Origin of the sequence: Burkholderia latens, from assembly GCF_001718795.1 — a bacterium.
Taxonomy (GTDB): domain Bacteria; phylum Pseudomonadota; class Gammaproteobacteria; order Burkholderiales; family Burkholderiaceae; genus Burkholderia; species Burkholderia latens_A.
On record NZ_CP013435.1, the window covers coordinates 822,452 to 842,697 of the forward strand.

Consider the following 20,246-nt stretch of genomic DNA (forward strand, 5'->3'; position numbering starts at 1 on the left):
GAACGCAGAACGCCAACCTGAGCATTGACGCCGCTCGGCATCAAACCGCGCGCTGCACGGTCCCCCGTCGTTCCCACAGCGCGGCCGCGACGAACGCGCCGACGCAGACGATCAGCACGCCGACCAGCGCGTTGCTGCCCAGTTGCTCCATCAACGCGCCGGCAACCAGCGGCCCGCCGAAGCTTGCGGCGCTCCACGACGCCGACACGAGCGAGCTCGCGGTGACGAGCGCCGTGCCGCGAAAGCGTTCGCCGCATGCGACGAGCGACAGCGTATAGATGCTGCCGGCCGCCGCGCCGAGCACGAACAGCAGCGGCCAGCACAGCCACGGATTTGCGATCACGAAGGGCAGCAGCGGCAGGCCCGCGAGGACGATCCAGCCGGCGCCGAGGTGCACGCGTTCGCGGCCGAGCTTGTCCGCGAGCCAGCCGATCGGAAACTGCATCGCGGTATCGCCGAACAGCATGATCGACGCGAGCAGCACCGCGGTCGCACTCGCGACGCCGTGATCCATCGCATAGAGCGGCAGCAGCGACAGCGCGAGCGTGTCGAACAGCGCGAAGAAGCCGGTGCCGATGATCAAAGCGGGCATGCGCGGCAGCACGGCGAACCAGCTGTCGTGCGCTGCGTGATGCGCGTCGTCGCCGGCGAGCGGCGCGCGCCGGATCGTCGCGAGCGTCGGCAGCGCGAGCAGGAACAGCGCGCCGCACAGCGCGAAGCGGATGCCCGTCGCACCGGCGATCTGGCTGACGAGCACCGGGCCGGCCATCTGGAACAGCGTGAAATTGGTCGCATAGATCGCGACCACGCGGCCGCGCGTCGAATCGTCGGCGAGCTGGTTGACCCACGCCTCGCCGATCGTGAACAGCAGCATCAACGCCGCGCCGCACAGCACGCGCAGCACGGCCCAGACGACGAGACTCGACGTGCACTGCATCAGCGCGGTGGCCGCGGCGAGCAGTACGACGGACACGACGATTGCCCGGCGCGCGCCGATCCGCCGCGCGAGCGCGGTAACGAACGGGACGATCGCGAGACCGCCGCCGGCCTGCGCCGCGGTCAGCATGCCGACGACGTTGGTGCCGTGCCCGGCTTCGGTCAATGCGAGTGCGGTGAGCGGCATCGTCGCGCCGGTGCCGAGGCCGACCACCGCGACGCTAAGGATCAGCGCGAGGAAATCACGATTCAGAATGGCTTTCATCGGCCGGGATGCTACACCGCGGACATTGAAAGGTCCATGAAGGCTGTCAGGGTCGAATGGCGTTGTGCTCGCAACGATCGGGGCAGCATGCCGGCAACGTCGCGTCAGACATACTCGGTCGGCACGGCCACCGGGCGGCGTTCGAGCGACGCCGACCACAGCGTGAGCGCGAGCGCCGCGACGGCCATCGCGACGCCGACCCACGGCAGGTTGACGAGCGACACGCCGGAGCCGATCGCCATCCCGCCGAGCCACGCTCCCGTCGCGTTGCCGAGGTTGAACGCACCCTGATTCAGCGTCGACGCCAGGTTCGGCGCATCGCTTGCGCGGTCGACGATCAGGATCTGCAGCGGTGGCACGATCGCAAACGCGAGCATGCCCCACACGAAGATCGTCGCGAGCGCCGCGAACGGCACGTGCATCGTGCCGGCGAACAGCGCGAGGACGACGCCGATCAGCGCGAGCGCCGCGATCAGCGACGGCATCCGGCGCCAGTCCGCGAGCTTGCCGCCGAGCGTGCCGCCCACGGTCAGGCCGGCGCCGAACAGCAGCAGCACGTAGGTGACCTGGCGCGGCGAGAAGCCCGTGACGTCCTCGAGGATCGGCGTGATGTACGTGAACACGCTGAACAGGCTCGCAGACGCGAGCACGCTGATGCCGAGCACCATCAGCACCTGCGGGTGCTTCAGCACGCCGAATTCGCGCGTGATGCTGGTGTCGGGCATCGCCAGGTTCTTCGGCACGCATACTGCAAGCGCGGCAGCCGCGGCGATGCCGATGCCGGTGACGGCCCAGAACGTTGCGCGCCAGCCGTATGCCTGGCCGAGCGCGGTGCCGAGCGGCACACCGAGCACGTTCGCGAGCGTGAGGCCGGTGAACATCAGCGCGATCGCCTGCGCACGGCGGTTCGGCGCGACGAGGCTGCTCGCGACGACCGAGCCGATGCCGAAAAATGCGCCGTGGCAGAACGCGGTGACGACCCGCGCAGCCATCAGCACCGCATAGCCGGGCGCGATCGCGCAGAACAGGTTGCCCGCGATGAACAGCCCGATCAGACCCATCAGCGCACGCTTGCGCGGCATCTTCGCGGTGACGACCGCGAGGATCGGCGCGCCGATCGTCACACCGAGCGCATAGCCCGACACGAGCATCCCGGCGGCCGGGATCGACACGCCGAGGTCGCGGGCGACGTTGGGCAGCAGCCCCATGATCACGAACTCGGTGGTACCGATTCCAAATGCGGCGACGGCAAGGGCGAAAAGAGGCAAGGGCATCGCGGTGGGCTACGGAAAAAGGCGCGGCCCGAGGTCGGCGCGGGATGCGCGGGACGGGCACGGCAAAGAGCTGTCAGCCGCGATTCTACTTCAGTGAAAACCCTGACGCCCGGCGCCAAAATAGATAGTGCCGCCGTGCGCCCAAGCGTGGCGGCGCGCGCGACACGGTGGGACCGTGCGGTGTCCGGCAGCGCGGCGCGCCGCGAAATATCGGGCCGGAACACAGCCGCGAAATCCGTGCGTTACTCGACCGCTCCCTAGGTTAGCGCCGCGGTAATGTGTCGCCCGGCGTCCGGGCTGCGGCTTCGTCCGGCGCAACGTTCGCGCGCGACGGCGACGTGTCGCCAGCCGGACTCACGCAGGCCGCGGCGCAGCCGGCTTCAGCCGTCGCCGGCGCATCCCAGCCGTTCTCGAACAGGCACGCTTCGATCGGCATCCGCGCCGCCCAGCGCTCCTCCTCGAGCATCGGCTTTGCATAGAACGCGTCGACATGGCCGACGCACAGCACCGCGATCGGTTTCGCGCCGGCCGGCATGCCGAGCAGCGTGCGCAGTGCGTCGACGTCGAACAGCGACACCCAGCCCATCCCGAGCCCTTCCGCGCGCGCGGCGAGCCACATGTTCTGGATCGCGCACGCCGCGGACGCGAGGTCCATCTCCGGCAGCGTGCGGCGGCCGAATACGTGGCGCTCGCGATCGTCGGCCAGCGCGACGACCAGCAGTTCGCCGCATTCGCGCACGCCTTCGACCTTCAGCCGCATGAATTCGTCCTGCCGCTCGCCGAGCGCATCGGCGGTCGCGCGGCGCTCGGCCTCGACGAGTGCATGGATCGCGATGCGCAGCGCGGGATCGGTGATGCGGATGAAGCGCCACGGCTGCATGAAGCCGACGCTCGGCGCGTGGTGCGCGGCGCGCAGCAGGCGCGCGAGCGTGGCCGGATCGACGGGCGCCGGCGTGAAGTGGCGCATGTCGCGCCGTTCGAAGATCGCGCGGTAAACCGCGGCAATGGCGGATTCGTCGAAACGCATGAGCGGCAGAAGCAGGGGGAGGTGGGCGCAACGATAGCAGACGATGCGCGAGCGGCGTTACATCATTCGAAACAAAACGCCCAACCGTTGACGGATGCGCCGGAAGAACGCCGTGTCCGACACGCACCGGATGCCGTCGGTCAGCGTCCCGCCGTGACGACGTTGGCCGGTGTGCCGGCGTGCCACGCGTCGATGTTCAGCAGCGTCGTGTGCGCGATCTCTGCAAGCGCCTCGCGCGTGAAGAACGCCTGGTGCGACGTGACGATCACGTTCGGGAACGTGAGCAGGCGCGCGAGCACGTCATCTTGCAGCGGCAGGTCGGAATGATCCTCGAAGAACAGGCCGCTTTCTTCCTCGTACACGTCGAGCCCGAGATGGCCGAGCTGGCCGCTCTTGAGCGCGTCGATCAGCGCCTGCGCGTCGACGAGACCGCCGCGGCCGGTGTTGATCAGCATTGCGCCGTGCTTCATCCGCGCGAGTGTCCTCGCGTTGATCAGATGGTGGGTGGACGGCAGCAGCGGACAGTGCAGGCTCACGATGTCGGCGCCGTGCAGCAGATCGTCGAGCTCGACGTAGCGCGCGCCGAACGCGATCAGCTCTTCGTCGTAGGGCGGCATCGAATGCGCGAGCACGTGCATTCCGAAGCCCATCATGATCTTCGCGAACACGCGGCCGATCAGCCCGGTGCCGATCACGCCGACGGTCTTGCCGTGCAGGTCGAAGCCGAGCAGCCCGTTCAGCGAGAAGTCGCCTTCGCGCGTGCGCGCAACGGCGCGCGGCAGCCGGCGATTGAGCGCGAGGATCAGCGCGACCGCATGTTCGGCAACCGCGTGCGGCGAATAGGCTGGCACGCGCACGACCGCGATGCCGAGCCGCTCGGCCGCTGCCAGATCGACATGGTTGAAGCCTGCCGAGCGCAGCGCGATCAGCCGGGTGCCGCCGTCGGCGAGCCGCTCGAGCACGGCCGCGTCGACGGTGTCGTTGACGAACGGGCACACGACTTCATAGCCGTGCGCGAGGATCGCGGTTTCCGCGTCGAGATGGGAGGGTTGAAAGTGCAGCCGATAGCCGAACTGCCGATTCGCGGCGGTAAACGATTCGTCGTCGTACTGCCGGCTGCTGAACAGGATCACGCGCACGCTGCACCTCCGATGGCTATCGCGTGCAGTCTACTGCAGCCCCGTGACGATATCGGTGCGATCGGGCCCGCGCGGCGTGTGCAGGAAGTCGTACGCGGTGCGTTCGCGGGCCGCCTCGACGCCGAAATGCTCGAGCGCGTGCTCGACGAAGCTGCGCGTGCGGGCCGGCACGTATTGGCGGTTCGGGTAGACGAGCGACAGCTGCGCGTCCGGATCGTCGATCCGGTAGCCGGGCAGCAGGCGCACGAGCGTGCCGTTGGCGATGGCTTCGGCGGCGCACGGTTCGGGCAGCACCGCGATGCCGGACCCGGCGACGGCCGCCGACTGCACGAGCGCGAGCTGGTTGACCGTGCAGGTGGGGCGCACCGTGACCGGATGCGTGACGCCGTCGTGGCCGATGAGCCGCCACGACGGCGCATGCTGATGCGGCGCGAGCGTGACCCAGTCGTGGCCCGGCAGATCGTCGGGCGCGCGCGGCTCGCCGCGCCGTTCGAGATACGCGGGCGCTGCGCAGGCGACGAACGGATTAGGCGGCAGTGCATGGCCGATCAGCGTCGGGTTGCCGTCGAGCCGGTTGCCGGTGACGATGCCGACGTCGTAGCCCGAATCGAGCACGTCGAGCGGCCCGTCGGCGACGGTGAGCTGCACGCGCAATTCGGGGTAGCGGTGACGGAACTCGCTGATGAGCGGCGTCAGCGCGAGCGGTGACAGCAGCCCCGACGCGACGACGCGCAGCGTGCCGGCCGGCTCGCGCACCGCGTGTGCGACGGACGCCTCGAGATGATCGAATTCCTCGAGCAGCGCGCGGCAGCCGTCGAGGTAGCGCAGGCCCGCCTCCGTCAGCGACAGGTTGCGCGTGGTGCGGTGGATCAGCCGCGTGTTCAGGTGAGACTCGAGCATCGCGATCGAGCGCGTGACGAGCGCGTTGGATACGCCGAGATGGTGCGCCGCGCGCCGGAAGCTCTGCTGCTCGGCGACGCAGACGAACACACGCATGGTCTGAATCTGGTTCATGGCTCGCGGATTTCTGGCCCGGTGAATGATTATGGTTGTGATTTTTCGTTGCACGACCTGGAAAACCGTCGCGCGACGTCCGGCTTTCGTTCGTATCGAAAAACCGGTTTTCGATTCTGCAGACGATTGTTCATTACGAAGGCGTTACTCGTCAACCTGAGAAAATGGGCGGGTTGCGTAAAATCGAAATCGCGAGTATCGGTTTAACGCAATGACGCGCCTGCAGAGCGCCGCGGATTTGCCGAGGCGGCTTGAAGCAACTGCATGATGGTCGAATTTGTATATGTAAATCAATGCTTTGTCTTTGGTGTTCGGTCGCTGAGACGATAATGGGGTGAAATCGATCGCCAATTCATGCTGCGATAATGGATGTTTTTGCGCGGGTCTGGCTTTCGTGGACCGATTCCATCCGCGTGATTTTTATCGTGACGACGGGTAATCCGGGCGATACGCGCGTGGTGCTGAACGCGAGCATCCCGGATTCGCCGCGATATTGCCGGAGAAAATCGCGGCTATCGGCGTTTGCATGGAACCGTTTCGGCGGCGCGTCGCAATGCGGCGCGAATCGGCGCCACAATCGTGCAATGCCCGCACGGACGGCTGGCCCGGTCCGTCGACCGGGCCACCGTCACGCTGTCCGGCCGCGTGTGCCTCTTGCGCGCGGGCGCGGAACGCGGAATGATCGATTACTTTCGCCATGCCGTGCGGCGAACGACGTCCGTGCGTTTTTTCCTTCCTCCTCTACCAGCCATGTCCATCGATTACTCGCCGATTCCCTGTCCCGTCGTCGTGCCGCTCGACGCGATCCTGCCCGAAGAACCGCTGCTGATGATGGGGGCCGGCCCGGTTCCGATTCCGGCCGCCGTTGCGAAGGCGAACACGATCGTGATCAACCACCTCGGCGCGACGATGGCGAAGATCATCGAGCAGGTGAAGGAAATGGCGCGCTACGTGTTCCAGACGCGCACGAAGTGGGTGCTCGGCGTCGCCGGCCCGGGCTCCGCCGCGATGGAGATGGCGATCTCGAATCTCGCATGGCGCGGCACGCGCGTACTGTCGATCCGCAACGGCTTCTTCAGCGCACGGATGGCCGAAATGGCGACCCGCGTCGGCGCCGACGTCGCGACGCTCGAAGTGGCGGACCGTGCGGTCGCGAGCCTCGACGAGATTGCCGATGCGATCGCGCGCGAGCGCCCGGAGATCGTCACGATCGTGCAGGGCGAGACGTCGAATACCGTGTGGAACCGCGACCTGCGCGACATCGCGGCACTCGCGAAGGCGGCCGGCGCGCTGGTCGTGGTCGATGCGGTGTGCACGCTGTCGACGATGCCGCTCGAAATGGACGCGTGGGGCATCGACGCTGTGATCACCGGCGGCCAGAAGGGGTTGTCGTCGATCCCCGGCGTGTCGCTGATCGCGTTCTCCGACGCCGCGTGGGAGCGGATGAAGCAGCGTCCCGAGCCGAACGCGCACTGGTGCCTCGACATGGCGCTCGCCGAGAACTTCTGGCACAACGCGGGGTATCACTATACGGCGCCGGTGTCCGGCGTGCTCGCGCTGCACGAGGCGCTGCGGCTCGTGTGCGCGGAAACGCTCGAAAGCCGCTTCGCGCGCCATCTGCGCTGTTCGCTCGCGCTGCAGGCCGGCGTCGAGGCGATGGGTCTCGCGCTCTATGCGCCGAAGGACTGCCGGCTCAATTCGGTGGTCGGAATAGAGACGCCCGAAGGGCTCACGCCCGGGATGGTGTGCGGTCACATCTCGAAGCAGTACCAGGTCGAGATCTCGGGCTCGTTCGGCTTGCCGATCGTGCGAATCGGCCAGATGGGCGAGCAGTGCCGGGAACACAACCTGTTCCGCACGCTCCATGCGTTCGGCCGCACGATGGTCGACCTGAAGGTGCCGGTCGACCTGCCGGCCGGCGTGGCCGCGCTCGAGCAGGAACTGTCGAGGCGGGGCGCGTAAGCGGGGCGGTGCCGGCGGGCGCGCAGCGCGGCCGTCCATTGAATGGCGCGGCTGCTCAGCCGCCTTGCATCGCGCGCCGGTACGCGTTCGGCGTCGTGCCGTGCGCGTCGCGAAAGCGATGGCTGAAGTGCCCGGCGTTCGCATAGCCGCACTCGGCCGCGACCTGCGCGAGCGGCAGCGCCGTCGTGCGCAGCAGCAGCCGCGCCCGTGCGAGCCGCTGCTCGGCCACCCACGCGTGCGGCGCGCGGCCGAACGACAGCCGGAACATCCGCGCGAAGTGGTATTCGGACAGCGCGGCGACGTTCGCCAGTTCGCCAAGCGTGAGCGGCTGCGACAGGTAGGTGTCGATATAGTCGCGCACGCGACGCCGTACAGCCGGCGCGAGACCGCCACGGAACGGCGTGTCGGTGCGAGCCGTGCTCTGGCCGCGCAGCAGCAGGCTCAGCACGTCGTGCGCGGCCTCGTTCACGCGCAATTTCCCGTCCGCGTCGTCCCAGCGCTCGAGCGCGAGCGTACGCAACTGCGCGGCCATGCGCGCATCCTCGAAATAGGTGCGGTCGGCGAGCTTGAGCTCTCGCGGTTCGCGGTCGAGCTCGCGGATCGCGCGCTGCGTGAAGTGTTCGGGAAGGAAGTACAGGTGGATGAAGTGCATCTCGCCGCGCACCCACCAGCGCGATTCGTGGTCGCCGGGCAGCGCGCACAACAGGCTCGGCGCGCCGTAGCGCGGCACGCGTTCGCGCTCCGTCCGGTAGCCGCCGTCGAGATAGCACGACAGCGTATGGTGGCCGGGCTGTTCGTAGATCGTTTCGCTTTCGTCGGTGATGCGCGTCCATTCGGCGATCGCGAGATGGTCGCCGAGCCATGCGAAGCGCTCGAGCGTTGCGTTCGCCTCGGCGAGCGTGCGGCACACCGAGTGCAGGCCGAATGGCATCGCGCCGCCGGCCAGGGCGGCGGCGTGGTCGACGGGCGGGGCGTACAGGGGCGAACTCATGATGGGACGAGTATAAGCTCGCGCGCCGAGCGCCGTGCGGCGCCGCGAAAAAGACCGCAATTTCGGACAATCCGCAGCGGCGGGGCGGCCGCATAGTCGCAGTCCGTTTCACTCGTTTCGCTTCGCCGCCGCCATGAACCTGTCGCTCTATTTCGTCACCGTGCTGATCTGGGGCACCACCTGGATCGCAATCAAGTGGCAGCTCGGCGCCGTGCCGCCGCCCGTGTCGATCGCGTGGCGCTTCTGGCTAGCGTCCGCCGTGCTGTTTGCGCTGCTGCGCGTGATGCGCCGGCCGGTGCGCCCGCCGCGCGAGGCGTGGCGCTACCTCGTCGCGCAGGGCTTCGCGCTGTTCTGCCTGAATTTCCTGTGCTTCTACTATGCGGAGCAGGTCGTGCCGAGCGGCCTCGTCGCGGTGATCTTCTCGACCGCGCCGCTGCTGAATTCGATCAACGGCCGGCTGTTCATGGGCCGTCCGTTGCGGCCGTCCGCGATCGCCGGCGCGCTGCTCGGGCTGACCGGCATCGCGTGTCTGTTCTGGCAGCAAATGGCCGGACATCTGGACGATCATGCAACGTGGATCGGCCTCGCGATCGCGTTCGCCGGCACGATGTGCTTCTCGGCCGGCAACCTGCTGTCGAGCCGGATGCAGTCGATGGGCCTGCACCCGCTCGCGACCAACGGCTGGGCGATGCTGATCGGCGCGGGGATCCTGACGATCGGCAGCGCGGCGGCCGGATTGCCGTTCATGATCGATCCGAGCCCGCGCTATCTCGGCGCGCTCGTCTATCTGGCCGTGCCGGGATCGGTGATCGGCTTTACCGCGTACCTGACGCTCGTCGGGCGGATCGGGCCGGAGCGCGCCGCATATTGCACGGTGCTGTTCCCGATCGTCGCGCTGGCCGTGTCGACTATCTTCGAAGGCTACCAATGGTCGCCGCTCGCGGTGATCGGCCTGCTGCTCGTGCTCGCCGGCAATCTCGTTGCTTTCGATCTGGCGCGGCGGTTGTTCTTGCGGACGGCTTGATCCCGTTCGCGGCGGTGCGTGCGCACGATCGGGGATCCGGCGCACGGGTCGGTTGTGGCTAACCTGATTTTCGCTTCGGCGCGGCGCTGCGATCGTGCAGAACCCAAGCTTTCGCTAACGAACGCGGTTCCGTTCGGGCGCTACCCCGATGCGGCTCGCGTACTGCAGCACGCCAACGTGCTGCCGAGTCAGGCCGCGTCGCGCGGCGCGTGCGGCACCCGGCGTTACGCCGCCGCACCGCTCCCCGCGAGCCGCGCCTGCCGCTGATACAGCATCATCGACAGCACGACGCCTGCCGCAGCCGCCACGGCCGCGAACAGGAACACCTGCGGATAGCCGAACGCACCGGCCACATAACCGGCGAGCGGGCCGGTGATGCCGAGCGACAGGTCGAGGAACACCGAATACGCGGACAGCGCCGCGCCGCGGCTTGCCGGCGGCACCAGCGCGACGGCTTCGACGCCGAGCGCCGGGAAGATCAGCGCGAAGCCGAAGCCCGTCAACGCCGCGCCGACGAGCGCGACGTGCGGCACGGGTGCGAGCCACAGCAGCACGAGGCCCGAGCACTCGAACGCGAACGACACGATCGCGACGCGGAAGCCGCCGTAGGTCTTGATCGTGTTCGCGAACAGCAGGCGCGCGCCGATGAACAGCGTGCCGAACACGGTCAGCGACAGCGCGGCGTTCGGCCAGTGGCGCGCCGCGTAGTACAGCGTGACGAAGGTCGCGATCGAGCCGAAGCCGGCCGAGCCGAGCGCGAGGCCGAGGCCGTGCGGGAGCACGCGCGTGAACACGCTCGCATACGACATCCGCTCGCCGTGCACGACCGGCACCGGATCGATCAGCCGCGCGAGATAGAAGCCGAGCGCGGCGAGCGCGATCACGATCACGCCGATCAGCGCCGGATTCAGCGTATGCGCGATCGCGACGCCGACCGGCGCGCCGAGCGCGAGCGCGCCGTAGGTCGCGATGCCGTTCCACGAGATCACTTTCGCGTTGTGCGCGACGCCGACGCGGCCGATGCCCCACAGAATCGCGCCGGTGCCGCACAGGCTTTCGCCGACGCCCAGCACGAGCCGGCTCGCAACCAGCAGCACCAGGCTCGCGGCCGGCCAGTGCGCGAGCAGCAGCGCGACGAGCAGCAGCACCCCCGACACGCCGCAGCCGATCAGCCCGCGCAGCACCGTTTGCTTCGGTCCGAGCGTGTCGGCGAAGCGCCCGGCGAGCGGGCGCGACGCGAGCGTCGCGAAATACTGGACGCTGATCGCACCGCCCGCGACGATCGCCGAAAAGCCGAGATCGTCATGGACGAAGCCCGGCAGCACCGCCAGCGGCAGACCGATGGTCAGATAGCAGATGAACGTGAAGCAGACGACGGACACGATTTGCAGCGTGACGGCAACGCCGCTGCGCGGCGGTGTGGCGGAATCGGTTGACATGGGGTCGGAACGGATGAGCGAAACGGAACGGAAGACCGCGAAAAACGGAATCGGGATTTTCCCATGGAACCGGTTTTCCCGCAGGGACCGTTTAGTTAATCCCGACCCGTTTTATCGTCGACGGCGAGCCGGCGAATCGGCGTGCGCCCGCGCGCAACGCAAGCCAGGCAACGGTCGGGACGGCCGCCGCGCGGCCGCGGCGCGCATATCGCGGCAGTTATATGCGCCGCATGCGCGATGGGCTATGGGTTGCGGAATTTGGCGGTGATAGCGTGCAAACTGTCAGAAACACGTCGGCCGAGCGCCCCGCGCAGGCCGCCTTGCCCCCACTTGAAGAACGATAGAGACATGAGTGAGCCGATCCGCTTCTACCATCGTCACGCGATCCGCGAAGTCAGCGGCGCGGACGTCACCCGCACCGTGTTGCAGTATTTGCGCGAAGACGCGCATTGCACCGGCACCAAGGAAGGCTGCGCGGAAGGCGATTGCGGCGCGTGCACGGTCGTCGTCGGCGAGCTGACCGACGCGGGCGCGGTCGCGTTCAAGGCCGTCAACGCTTGCATCCAGTTCCTGCCGACGCTCGACGGCAAGGCGCTGCTGACGGTCGAGGACCTGCGCCGGCCGGACGGTTCGCTGCATCCGGTGCAGCAGGCGATGGTCGATTGCCACGGCTCGCAATGCGGCTTCTGCACGCCGGGCTTCGTGATGTCGATGTGGGCGCTGTACGAGAAACACGGTCACGAAAGCTGCGGCAGCGCGTACGCGAACGGGAAGAGCGTACCGACGCGCACCGAGATCGCCGATGCGCTGACCGGCAACCTGTGCCGCTGCACCGGCTACCGGCCGATCGTCGACGCCGCGGTGAGGATGTTCGACGGGGCCGGCGAAGGTGCCACCGGCGAACGCGCATCCGCCGCATCGGCTCCGGTCGACACGGCGGCGCTCGCCCGCACGCTCGCGTCGCTCGCGCGGGACGACACGTTCGCATACACGACGGCCGACGGCGCGCAGTTCGCGGCGCCGCGCACGCTCGATGCACTGGCCGCGCTGAAGGCTGCCCGCCCGGGCGCGCGCATCCTCGCGGGCAGCACCGACATCGGCCTGTGGGTCACGAAACAGATGCGCCGCCTCGACGACCTGATCTACGTCGGCCAGATCGCCGAACTGCGGCAGGTCGTGCACGGCGACGACTGGATCGAGATCGGCGCGGGCGTGACGGTCGAAAATGCGTATGCGGCACTCGCCGGCACGTATCCGGAACTGACCGAAATGTGGAAGCGGTTCGCGTCGCTGCCGATCCGCAACGCGGGGACGCTCGGCGGCAACGTCGCGAACGGTTCGCCGATCGGCGATTCGATGCCCGGCCTGATCGCGCTCGGCGCACGCGTGGTGCTGCGCGGCGGCGACACGGTGCGCGAGCTGCCGCTCGAGGCGCTGTACACCGGTTATCAGCAAAAGGACATGGCGCCGCACGAATTCGTCGTCGGCCTGAAGGTGCCGACCCGCGCCGGCGCGCGCGCGAATCTGCGGTTTCGCACGTACAAGCTGTCGAAGCGGTTCGACTCCGACATCTCCGCGGTGTGCGCGGCGTTCGCGTTCATCGCGGACGGCGAGCTGATTCGCGAGCCGCGCATCGCGTTCGGCGGGATGGCCGCGACGCCGAAGCGCGCGGCGAATACGGAGGCCGTGCTCGACGGCGCGCAGTGGCACGAAGCGACCGTGCAGGCCGCGATGCAGGCGCTCGAGCGCGACTACCAGCCGCTGTCGGACATGCGCGCGACGAGCGCGTATCGCCTCGATACCGCAAAGAACCTGATGTATCGCTTCTGGCTGGAGACGCGCCCCCACGACCCGCTGCCGGTGCAGGCGCTGAGCGTGCGCGAAGTGGCCGCCGAAGTGGCCACTGAAGTCGCCGCTGAAGTCGCGAACGACGCCGCGCGCGTCTGACGACGGAGAACCCCGAACATGAACCAGCAAGCAGAACCGTTCCTCACCGCCGTCGACCCGCAAGCCGACGCCGCCCAGGTGCACGTGTCGCGCGCGCACGAATCCGCGCATCTGCACGTGAGCGGCCGCGCGACTTACACCGACGACATTCCGCTCGTCGCCGGCACGCTGCATGCGGCGCTCGGGCTGTCCGCGAAGCCGCACGCGAAGATCGTGTCGATGAACTTCGACGCGGTGCGCGCGACGCCGGGCGTGGTCGCCGTGTTCACTGCCGACGATATTCCCGGCGTCAACGATTGCGGGCCGATCATCCACGACGATCCGGTGCTCGCGAAGGGCGTCGTGCAGTTCGTCGGCCAGCCGATGTTCATCGTGGTCGCGACGTCGCACGACATCGCGCGGCTTGCCGCGCGCCGCGCGCAGGTCGAGTACGAAGAGCTGCCCGCGATCCTCACCGCCCAGGAAGCACGCAAGGCCGAGACCTATGTGATTCCGCCGCTGAAGCTTGCGCGCGGCGATGCCGCTGCACGGCTTGCCGCCGCGCCGCATCGCGAGTCCGGCGAGATGCTGCTCGGCGGCCAGGAGCAGTTCTACCTGGAAGGGCAGATCGCGTATGCGGTGCCGAAGGACGACGACGGGATGCACGTGTACTGCTCGACGCAGCACCCGAGCGAGATGCAGCACCTCGTCGCGCACGTGCTCGGCGTCGCGTCGCACAACGTGCTGGTCGAGTGCCGGCGGATGGGCGGCGGATTCGGCGGCAAGGAATCGCAGTCGGGGCTGTTCGCGTGCTGCGCGGCGCTCGCCGCGTGGAAGCTGCTGTGCCCGGTGAAGCTGCGTCCCGACCGCGACGACGACATGATGATCACCGGCAAGCGGCACGACTTCCATTACCGCTTCGACGTCGGTTACGACGACGACGGCCGCATCGACGGCGTCGCGCTCGACATGACGTCGCGCTGCGGTTTCTCGGCCGATCTGTCGGGCCCGGTGATGACGCGCGCGGTGTGCCACTTCGACAACGCTTACTGGCTCGGCGACGTCGCCATCGCGGGCTACTGCGGAAGGACGAACACGCAGTCGAACACCGCGTTCCGCGGCTTCGGCGGCCCGCAGGGCGCGTTCGCGATCGAGTACATCCTCGACGACATCGCTCGCTCGCTCGGCCGCGATCCGCTGGACGTGCGCTACGCGAACCTGTACGGCAAGACCGAACGCAACGTGACGCCGTACGGCCAGACGGTCGAGGACAACGTGCTGCACGAACTGCTCGGCGAACTCGAGACGACGAGCGACTACCGCGCTCGGCGCGCCGGCGTGCGGGCATTCAACGCGCGCAACCCGGTGCTGAAGAAGGGCATTGCGCTCACGCCGGTGAAGTTCGGGATCGCGTTCAACGTCACGCACTTCAACCAGGCGGGCGCGCTCGTGCACATCTACACGGACGGCTCGGTGCTCGTGAATCACGGCGGCACGGAGATGGGGCAGGGGCTCAACACGAAGGTCGCGCAGGTCGTCGCGCACGAGCTCGGCATCCGCTTCGGCCGCATCCGCGTGACGGCGACCGACACGAGCAAGGTCGCGAACACGTCCGCGACTGCCGCATCGACGGGTTCGGACCTGAACGGCAAGGCCGCGCAGGATGCGGCGCGCCAGTTGCGCGAGCGGCTCGCGGCGTTCGCGGCGAAGCAGTTCGGCGACGGCAAGGTCGACCCGGCTGACGTGACGTTCGGCAACGACTTCGTGTGGGTCGGCGGCGCGAGCGTGCCGTTCGGCGAGGTGATCGCGAAGGCGTATCTCGCGCGCGTGCAGCTGTGGTCCGACGGATTCTACGCGACGCCGAAGCTGCATTGGGACCAGTCGAAGCTGCAAGGCCGGCCGTTTTACTACTACTCGTACGGGGCTGCGGTATCGGAAGTCGTGATCGACACGCTGACGGGCGAGATGCGCACGCTGCGCGTCGATGCGTTGCACGACGTCGGCGCGTCGCTGAACCCGGCGCTCGACATCGGCCAGGTCGAGGGCGCGTTCATCCAGGGGATGGGCTGGCTCACGACCGAGGAGCTGTGGTGGAACGCGGGCGGTAAGCTGATGACGCACGCGCCGTCCACGTACAAGATCCCGACCGTCAACGACACGCCGCCGGAGTTCAACGTGCGGCTGTTCCAGAACCGCAACGTGGAGGACAGCATTCACCGTTCGAAAGCCGTCGGCGAACCGCCGCTGCTGTTGCCGTTCTCGGTGTTCTTCGCGGTGCGCGATGCGATTGCCGCGGTCGGCGACTACCGCGTGAATCCGCCGCTCGACGCGCCGGCCACCGGCGAGTCGATCTTGCGCGCGGTGCACGCGGTACGTGCGGCGAGCGCCGCGCGGGCAGGCTGAGATGATGACTCGTCTCTTCGCATTCGCTTCGTGCGCCGGCCGCAAGCGGCCGGTCAGCGTCGCCGCGCCGGTGCGGCGGAGGCTGCCATGAACGGCCCCGCTCGTTCCCCGCGCAGCATGGCGCAGGTGTCCGCGGCAGGATGCGACGGCGCGTGCGGCAGTCCGGCGTCGCCGCTGCAGCCGTTCGCGCCGGGCACCGGCCGGCGCAACCGCGCAACCGCAGCGCCGCCGCCGATGCACATCGTGCTGTTCGGCGCGGGGCACGTCGGTCATGCGCTCGTCGCGTTGCTCGGCGCATTGCCGTGCGTCGTGCAGTGGGTCGACACGCGCGACGAGTTGTTTCCGGACGAATGTCCGCCGAACGTGCAGCCGGAGCCGACCGACACGCCGGAGTCGGTCGTCGACGCGGCGCCTCCGGGCGCGTACTTCCTGGTGATGACGCACAACCACGCGCTCGATTTCTCGCTCGCCGCGCAGATCATGCGGCGGCGCGATTTCGCGTACTTCGGGATGATTGGCTCGCGCACCAAGCGCGTGAAATTCGAACGCCGCCTCGCGGCGCGCGGCGTCGAGCCGGCGCGGCTTGCGCAGATGGTGTGTCCGATCGGCATCGCGGGCATCGTCGACAAGGCGCCGGGTGCGATCGCGGTGGCCGTCTGCGCGGAACTGCTGCAGGCCCGCTCGGGAATGCCGGTGGCCGATGCGAAGGCGGCGGCGGCCGGGCACGTGCGCGACGCCGCCGGCTGCGCGCGATAACGACGCGCGGCCGCCACGCGCGGCGCACGTCCGAGCGTTTTTGCCTACACTGCACGGATCGCGCGGCATCGGGCCGTGCGTTTTTCGTGCGCGTTCCATGTCCGATCACAAGCTCTATCTCGACGCACTCGATGCGAGCGTCGCCGCCATCGAGCGCTGGCTGTCCGGCGCTGATACCGCACCTGCGGCGCTCGACGCGCTGCTCGCGTCTTTCTCCACCGGTTTCACGATGATCCTGACCGACGGCCGCCTGCTTGACCGTGATGGTCTGCGCGCGCTGTTCGTGCAGCTCGGCGGCGCGAAGCCGGGGTTGCGGATCGCATTGTCGGACGTCCGCGTGCTCGCGGCCGACGCGTCGGATGCGACGCTCACCTACGTCGAAGCGCAGCAGGCGGCATCCGGCGAATTGCCCGCGCGGCGCGCGACGGCCGTGTTTGAGCGCGACGCGGCAGGCATCGTGCGCTGGACCCATCTTCAGGAAACGTTCTGCACGGCCTGACCGGCCGCGTTGCGCAATCGCGCGCGACGCGTCCCGCGCCGCTTCAGCGCTTGCGCCCGCGCGCGGCCGTCAGTTCATCGGACACGCTCTGCATCAGCGCACACAGCCACGCGATGTCGGTCGGGCGATCGGGCTGCGGGTGCGTGAGCAAATAACTCTTGATCCGCGGAAACGGCACCGGCGGCGTGACGACGACGAGCGGCAGCAGCTGCGCATAGTGTGTCGCGAAGCGGCGCGTCGTCGTGAAGATCAGGTCGGACTGCAACAGCACCTGCGGCACGATGCCGAAGTACGGCAGCGTCGTCACGATCCGCCGCGTGAGCCGCGCACGAGAGAGACCGATCTCGATCGCATTGCGCTTGTCGCCGGTGTAAGGCGTGGGCGCGACGTGCGCGGCCGCCGCGTACGCTTCGCGGGTGAGCGGTTCGCGTGCGAGCGGATGCGCGTCGCGCATCAGGCACACGATCGTGTCGGAGAACAGATCCTGGCGCGCGAAGCGCGGATCGGGCTTCGGCCAGTTGCCGATCACGAGATCGAGCGCGCCGGATTCGAGCGCGTCCGCGTGATCGAGCGCAGGGTTCAGCGAGTCGATTTCGAGATGCGCATGCGGCGCCGCGTCGCGAAAGCGCTCGATCAGCGTCGGCATGAAGAAATCGTTCAGGTAATCGGGCGCCGCGACGCGGAACGTGCGACGCGCGGACGACGGATCGAAGTCGCCGTGCGGCGTCGCGATGAAGTCGACCTCGCGCAGCGCGCGCGACGCCGCGCCGAGCAGTGACGCGCCGTACTCGGTCGGTACCATCCCGGATTTGCCGCGCACGAGAATCGGGTCGTTAAGCGTTTCGCGCAGCTTGCGCAGCGCGGTGCTGATCGCCGGCTGCGTCTGGTTCAGCCGCAGCGCGGTTTGCGTGACGCTGCGCTCGAGCAGCAGCGTGCGCAATACGCGCACGAGCCAGATATCGAGCGAGGCGGTGCGGTCGTCGTCTTCCATCGGGGCGGGCGGATTCGGTGAAGCGTAACCTTACCGCAGCCGCGCGTTCCCGTGCGTGATACCGGCCATCACGCGCGCCCCTTCGGCAGCGCGCTGATCCGCTTGACTTCGCCCGATTCGAGCCAGTTCGGCGTGCGTGCGCAATACAGGACCATCGGCAGCGCGTCCTCGCCCCAGAACAGCTGCTTGTTCATCCAGAACGTCGGCACGCCGAACACGCCGAGCGCGATCGCATCGTCGGTGTTGCGGCGCAACTGCGCGCTCGTTTCCTCGAATTCGATCAGCTCGTCGCCGTGCCCGACGCCGACGCGCTCGCACAATGCCGCGAAGCCGTCCGGCGTCGACGGATCGTTGCCGTCGTGCCAGATGAAGCGGAACATTTCGAGCACGGTCGCGATGTCGGCGCGCACGGCGATCGCAAGACGCAGCACCTTGTCCGAATCGAACGGATGCGCGGGCGGCATCTTGAAGCGAATGCCGAGCTGCTCCGCGCGAAACAGCGCGTGGCGATACGTGAACACGCGCTTGGACGGCACGTCGGCGCTCGGCCGCTGGCCCCAGTGGCGCTGCAGATCGGGCAGCGACACAGGCACGGGTTCGAACGGCACATCCGGCCATTTGTCGTGCTGTTCGAGCAGCAGATAGGAGAACGGCGACACGAAGTCGAAGAACCAGGCGGGCTGGGTAGTGTCGAGGCCGGTTGTCATGGCGATCTCCAGAGGGTGGGGCGTGCGCGCCTCGCGGCGGCCTTCATGTTACGCGGCGGCGCCTAGATGCAGCAATGATCGCGGATCGGACGCTCACGCGGAACCGGGAGTCGCCCGAGGGGGCTCGCCGGCCGGTGCGCCGCCGCCTTCGTCGCGCGGCGCCGCGCTCGCGCCGGCATCCGGCGTGCCGGGCTGCGCATCGTACTCGTGTGCGGTGAGCCGCTCGCGCACGAAGCCGATGTGCTCGCGCAGCACGTAGAACTGACCCGCATACGCGAGCGGCATCTTCATCCGGTTCACGGCTTCCTCGATGTCGTCGAGCTCGTTGAGCAGCCGGACGCGCTCGTCGGCCGTATGCTCGCCGAGCGCGCGGCGCTCGAGTGCGATCAGTGCGCCGTACCAGCGGTAGATGCGCGAGCGCACGCGCCAGCCGTACAGCGACGGCACGAGCCGCAGCCCGGGGATCAGCACGACGATCAACGGCACGACCACGACGAGCAGCCGGTCGACGAGGCTCGCGACCCAGAACGGCAGTCGCCGGTACAGGAACGTCTTGCCGGACTTGTAATAGCGTGCGGCGTCGTCGGACAGCGGGAAGCCGCGCGTGACGGCCGACGGGAATTCGCCCGCGTGCTGCAGGATCGTCGCATGGCCGTGCACTTCGCGTGCGGCCTCGATCAGCAGGTCGGACAGCGCGGGATGCAGCGAATCGCGCGCGACGAGCTCAATCGTCGGCGCGACCGTATGGATGTCGGCGGGCGGCAGGTTGCGGCCGAGATCGTAGACGCCCATCGGCAGCGTGATCGCGGTCAGGTACGGAAAGCGCCGCGCATACGCTTCGGCCTGCGTGAACGAGTACACGTGCACGCCGGGTGCACGGAACAGCTTCGCCATCACCGGAATCTGCGTCGAATCGCCGGACAGGAATGCGGCATCGATCTTGCCGTCGAGCAGCGCGGCCGCGGCATCCTCGCCGGCGGTCGGCAGCAATTCGGTGGAGCCGCCCGGCTCGATGCCGTTCATCTTCAGCAGCGCGAGGCTCAGTTCGCGGGCGCCGCTGCCCTGCGCGCCGAGCGCGAGCCGCTTGCCCTTGAAGTCGGACAGGCGTGCGACGACCGGCCCGCGGTACATGATCGCGAGCGGCACGTAGCCGATGCTGCCGAGGGACACCAGATGTTCGTCGCGCTCCTTCGGGCCGATGCCGCTCTGCACGAAGCCGACGTCGACCGGCGCATTCGGGTTCGACAACCGCGCGAGGTTTTGCGCTGAACCTTCCGACGACTCGACGTCGAGCGTGACGCCGTTCTTCGCGAGGATCGCCTTGTATTTCTGCGCGGCGTTCCAGTACGTGCTGCCGGGCGGCCCGGACGAGATCACGAGCGTGGACGGCGGCGCCGGCTGGATCAGCCTGACCGCGAGCCAGACCGCCGCGGCCGCGACCAGCACGGTCGGGCCGATCGACAGTGCGAGGTCGCGCCACGACACCGCGACGAAGCGGGCGAGGATGCGGCGGGGCGGGCGGCGGCTGGCTGGCTTCATGGAATCGGTCGATGATGCGGGCGTGACGCGCCGATGACGGCCGTTTCGGGCGATGCACGCACTGCGTGTTCTGGCGGCGATGGTACCCGGTTTCGCATCGCGTGCGCGAGTCGGCGGGCGTGGCGGGCCGCGCGCCCTGGCGCCCCGCCGACCCGCGCCGGCGGGCTGCGCGTCAAAAGCTTTGCGCTTCGGCGGGCACTGGATTACATTGTGCGACGCAGCCGCGCCCGATTCGCGCGCGACCCGGCACGCAATGAGACCGGGCGCGTCCGGCCGGCGGCTGCCCGGCCCGGCCGGCCCGCATTCGCGTGCGCCGGCTGCCGGCCCGTATCGCCTCTCTCGCATCGCCGTGGA

Annotated in this window: 16 protein-coding genes; 6 read left to right on the forward strand and 10 right to left on the reverse strand. The window is 68.5% G+C overall.

Annotated features, from left to right (window positions below; all coding sequences use genetic code 11):
• Nucleotides 1-40: 40 nt before the first annotated feature.
• From WK25_RS03830 to WK25_RS03850, 5 genes are all read right to left on the reverse strand, one after another.
• Nucleotides 41-1,201 (reverse strand): MFS transporter, encoded by a 1,161-nt coding sequence (locus tag WK25_RS03830; RefSeq protein WP_040143512.1) that lies wholly within the window; start codon nt 1,199-1,201, stop codon nt 41-43.
• A gap of 104 nt (nt 1,202-1,305) precedes the next feature.
• Nucleotides 1,306-2,475: an MFS transporter gene (locus tag WK25_RS03835; RefSeq protein ID WP_040143513.1), complete on the reverse strand. Its 1,170-nt coding sequence runs from the start codon at nt 2,473-2,475 to the stop codon at nt 1,306-1,308.
• A 262-nt stretch (nt 2,476-2,737) separates the two neighbouring features.
• Nucleotides 2,738-3,502: a 5,6-dimethylbenzimidazole synthase gene (bluB, locus tag WK25_RS03840; protein ID WP_040143514.1), complete on the reverse strand. Its 765-nt coding sequence runs from the start codon at nt 3,500-3,502 to the stop codon at nt 2,738-2,740.
• Nucleotides 3,503-3,642: 140 nt separating this feature from the next.
• On the reverse strand, nt 3,643-4,641 hold the full coding sequence (locus WK25_RS03845; RefSeq protein ID WP_040143515.1) for a 2-hydroxyacid dehydrogenase: 999 nt from the start codon (nt 4,639-4,641) through the stop codon (nt 3,643-3,645).
• 30 nt (nt 4,642-4,671) lie between these two features.
• Complete coding sequence (locus WK25_RS03850; protein ID WP_069241007.1) at nt 4,672-5,655, reverse strand: LysR family transcriptional regulator; 984 nt, start codon at nt 5,653-5,655, stop codon at nt 4,672-4,674.
• Nucleotides 5,656-6,405: 750 nt separating this feature from the next.
• Between WK25_RS03850 and WK25_RS03855 the strand changes: the two genes are divergently transcribed.
• Nucleotides 6,406-7,617, forward strand: a complete 1,212-nt coding sequence (locus tag WK25_RS03855) for a pyridoxal-phosphate-dependent aminotransferase family protein (protein ID WP_040143517.1) — start codon at nt 6,406-6,408, stop codon at nt 7,615-7,617.
• A gap of 55 nt (nt 7,618-7,672) precedes the next feature.
• Here the strand turns inward: WK25_RS03855 and WK25_RS03860 are convergent, their stop codons facing one another.
• The gene (locus WK25_RS03860; protein ID WP_040143518.1) at nt 7,673-8,608 is read right to left on the reverse strand and encodes an AraC family transcriptional regulator; all 936 of its coding nucleotides are present in this window, start codon (nt 8,606-8,608) and stop codon (nt 7,673-7,675) included.
• Nucleotides 8,609-8,741: 133 nt separating this feature from the next.
• On the opposite strand from WK25_RS03860, the gene WK25_RS03865 reads away from it, so the two are divergent.
• A complete protein-coding gene (locus tag WK25_RS03865; protein ID WP_040143519.1) occupies nt 8,742-9,632 on the forward strand; it encodes a DMT family transporter in 891 nt (296 codons plus the stop codon).
• 224 nt (nt 9,633-9,856) lie between these two features.
• On the opposite strand, the gene WK25_RS03875 is transcribed toward WK25_RS03865, so the two are convergent.
• Nucleotides 9,857-11,071 carry an MFS transporter gene (locus WK25_RS03875; RefSeq protein WP_069241009.1) on the reverse strand — a complete coding sequence of 405 codons (1,215 nt, stop codon included), beginning with the start codon at nt 11,069-11,071 and terminating at the stop codon, nt 9,857-9,859.
• Nucleotides 11,072-11,419: 348 nt separating this feature from the next.
• Between WK25_RS03875 and xdhA the strand changes: the two genes are divergently transcribed.
• The 4 genes from xdhA (at nt 11,420) to WK25_RS03895 (ending at nt 16,655) form a co-directional block, all read left to right on the forward strand.
• Nucleotides 11,420-13,018 carry a xanthine dehydrogenase small subunit gene (xdhA, locus tag WK25_RS03880; protein WP_069241010.1) on the forward strand — a complete coding sequence of 533 codons (1,599 nt, stop codon included), beginning with the start codon at nt 11,420-11,422 and terminating at the stop codon, nt 13,016-13,018.
• Between the two features lie 18 nt (nt 13,019-13,036).
• The gene (xdhB, locus tag WK25_RS03885; protein WP_069241011.1) at nt 13,037-15,400 is read left to right on the forward strand and encodes a xanthine dehydrogenase molybdopterin binding subunit; all 2,364 of its coding nucleotides are present in this window, start codon (nt 13,037-13,039) and stop codon (nt 15,398-15,400) included.
• 87 nt (nt 15,401-15,487) lie between these two features.
• Nucleotides 15,488-16,156, forward strand: a complete 669-nt coding sequence (gene xdhC, locus WK25_RS03890) for a xanthine dehydrogenase accessory protein XdhC (protein ID WP_069241923.1) — start codon at nt 15,488-15,490, stop codon at nt 16,154-16,156.
• 97 nt (nt 16,157-16,253) lie between these two features.
• Nucleotides 16,254-16,655 carry a polyketide cyclase gene (locus WK25_RS03895; protein WP_069241012.1) on the forward strand — a complete coding sequence of 134 codons (402 nt, stop codon included), beginning with the start codon at nt 16,254-16,256 and terminating at the stop codon, nt 16,653-16,655.
• Nucleotides 16,656-16,698: 43 nt separating this feature from the next.
• On the opposite strand, the gene WK25_RS03900 is transcribed toward WK25_RS03895, so the two are convergent.
• From WK25_RS03900 to WK25_RS03910, 3 genes are all read right to left on the reverse strand, one after another.
• Nucleotides 16,699-17,646, reverse strand: a complete 948-nt coding sequence (locus WK25_RS03900; protein WP_040143525.1) for a LysR family transcriptional regulator — start codon at nt 17,644-17,646, stop codon at nt 16,699-16,701.
• Between the two features lie 68 nt (nt 17,647-17,714).
• A complete protein-coding gene (locus tag WK25_RS03905; protein ID WP_069241013.1) occupies nt 17,715-18,353 on the reverse strand; it encodes a 2-hydroxychromene-2-carboxylate isomerase in 639 nt (212 codons plus the stop codon).
• Nucleotides 18,354-18,446: 93 nt separating this feature from the next.
• Complete coding sequence (locus tag WK25_RS03910) at nt 18,447-19,892, reverse strand: TAXI family TRAP transporter solute-binding subunit (RefSeq protein ID WP_069241014.1); 1,446 nt, start codon at nt 19,890-19,892, stop codon at nt 18,447-18,449.
• Between the last annotated feature and the right edge of the window lie 354 nt (nt 19,893-20,246).

Excerpts from the sequence above, each read along its gene's own strand:
- WK25_RS03830 (WP_040143512.1), bottom strand. The coding sequence starts at position 1,201 with ATGAAAGCCATTCTGAATCGTGATTTCCTCGCGCTGATCCTTAGCGTC.
- WK25_RS03850 (WP_069241007.1), bottom strand. The coding sequence starts at position 5,655 with ATGAACCAGATTCAGACCATGCGTGTGTTCGTCTGCGTCGCCGAGCAG.
- WK25_RS03905 (WP_069241013.1), bottom strand. The coding sequence starts at position 18,353 with ATGACAACCGGCCTCGACACTACCCAGCCCGCCTGGTTCTTCGACTTC.
- WK25_RS03860 (WP_040143518.1), bottom strand. The coding sequence starts at position 8,608 with ATGAGTTCGCCCCTGTACGCCCCGCCCGTCGACCACGCCGCCGCCCTG.
- WK25_RS03875 (WP_069241009.1), bottom strand. The coding sequence starts at position 11,071 with ATGTCAACCGATTCCGCCACACCGCCGCGCAGCGGCGTTGCCGTCACG.
- xdhA (WP_069241010.1), top strand. The coding sequence starts at position 11,420 with ATGAGTGAGCCGATCCGCTTCTACCATCGTCACGCGATCCGCGAAGTC.
- WK25_RS03835 (WP_040143513.1), bottom strand. The coding sequence starts at position 2,475 with ATGCCCTTGCCTCTTTTCGCCCTTGCCGTCGCCGCATTTGGAATCGGT.
- WK25_RS03865 (WP_040143519.1), top strand. The coding sequence starts at position 8,742 with ATGAACCTGTCGCTCTATTTCGTCACCGTGCTGATCTGGGGCACCACC.
- WK25_RS03900 (WP_040143525.1), bottom strand. The coding sequence starts at position 17,646 with ATGGAAGACGACGACCGCACCGCCTCGCTCGATATCTGGCTCGTGCGC.
- WK25_RS03910 (WP_069241014.1), bottom strand. The coding sequence starts at position 19,892 with ATGAAGCCAGCCAGCCGCCGCCCGCCCCGCCGCATCCTCGCCCGCTTC.
- WK25_RS03895 (WP_069241012.1), top strand. The coding sequence starts at position 16,254 with ATGTCCGATCACAAGCTCTATCTCGACGCACTCGATGCGAGCGTCGCC.
- xdhC (WP_069241923.1), top strand. The coding sequence starts at position 15,488 with ATGAACGGCCCCGCTCGTTCCCCGCGCAGCATGGCGCAGGTGTCCGCG.
- bluB (WP_040143514.1), bottom strand. The coding sequence starts at position 3,502 with ATGCGTTTCGACGAATCCGCCATTGCCGCGGTTTACCGCGCGATCTTC.
- WK25_RS03855 (WP_040143517.1), top strand. The coding sequence starts at position 6,406 with ATGTCCATCGATTACTCGCCGATTCCCTGTCCCGTCGTCGTGCCGCTC.
- xdhB (WP_069241011.1), top strand. The coding sequence starts at position 13,037 with ATGAACCAGCAAGCAGAACCGTTCCTCACCGCCGTCGACCCGCAAGCC.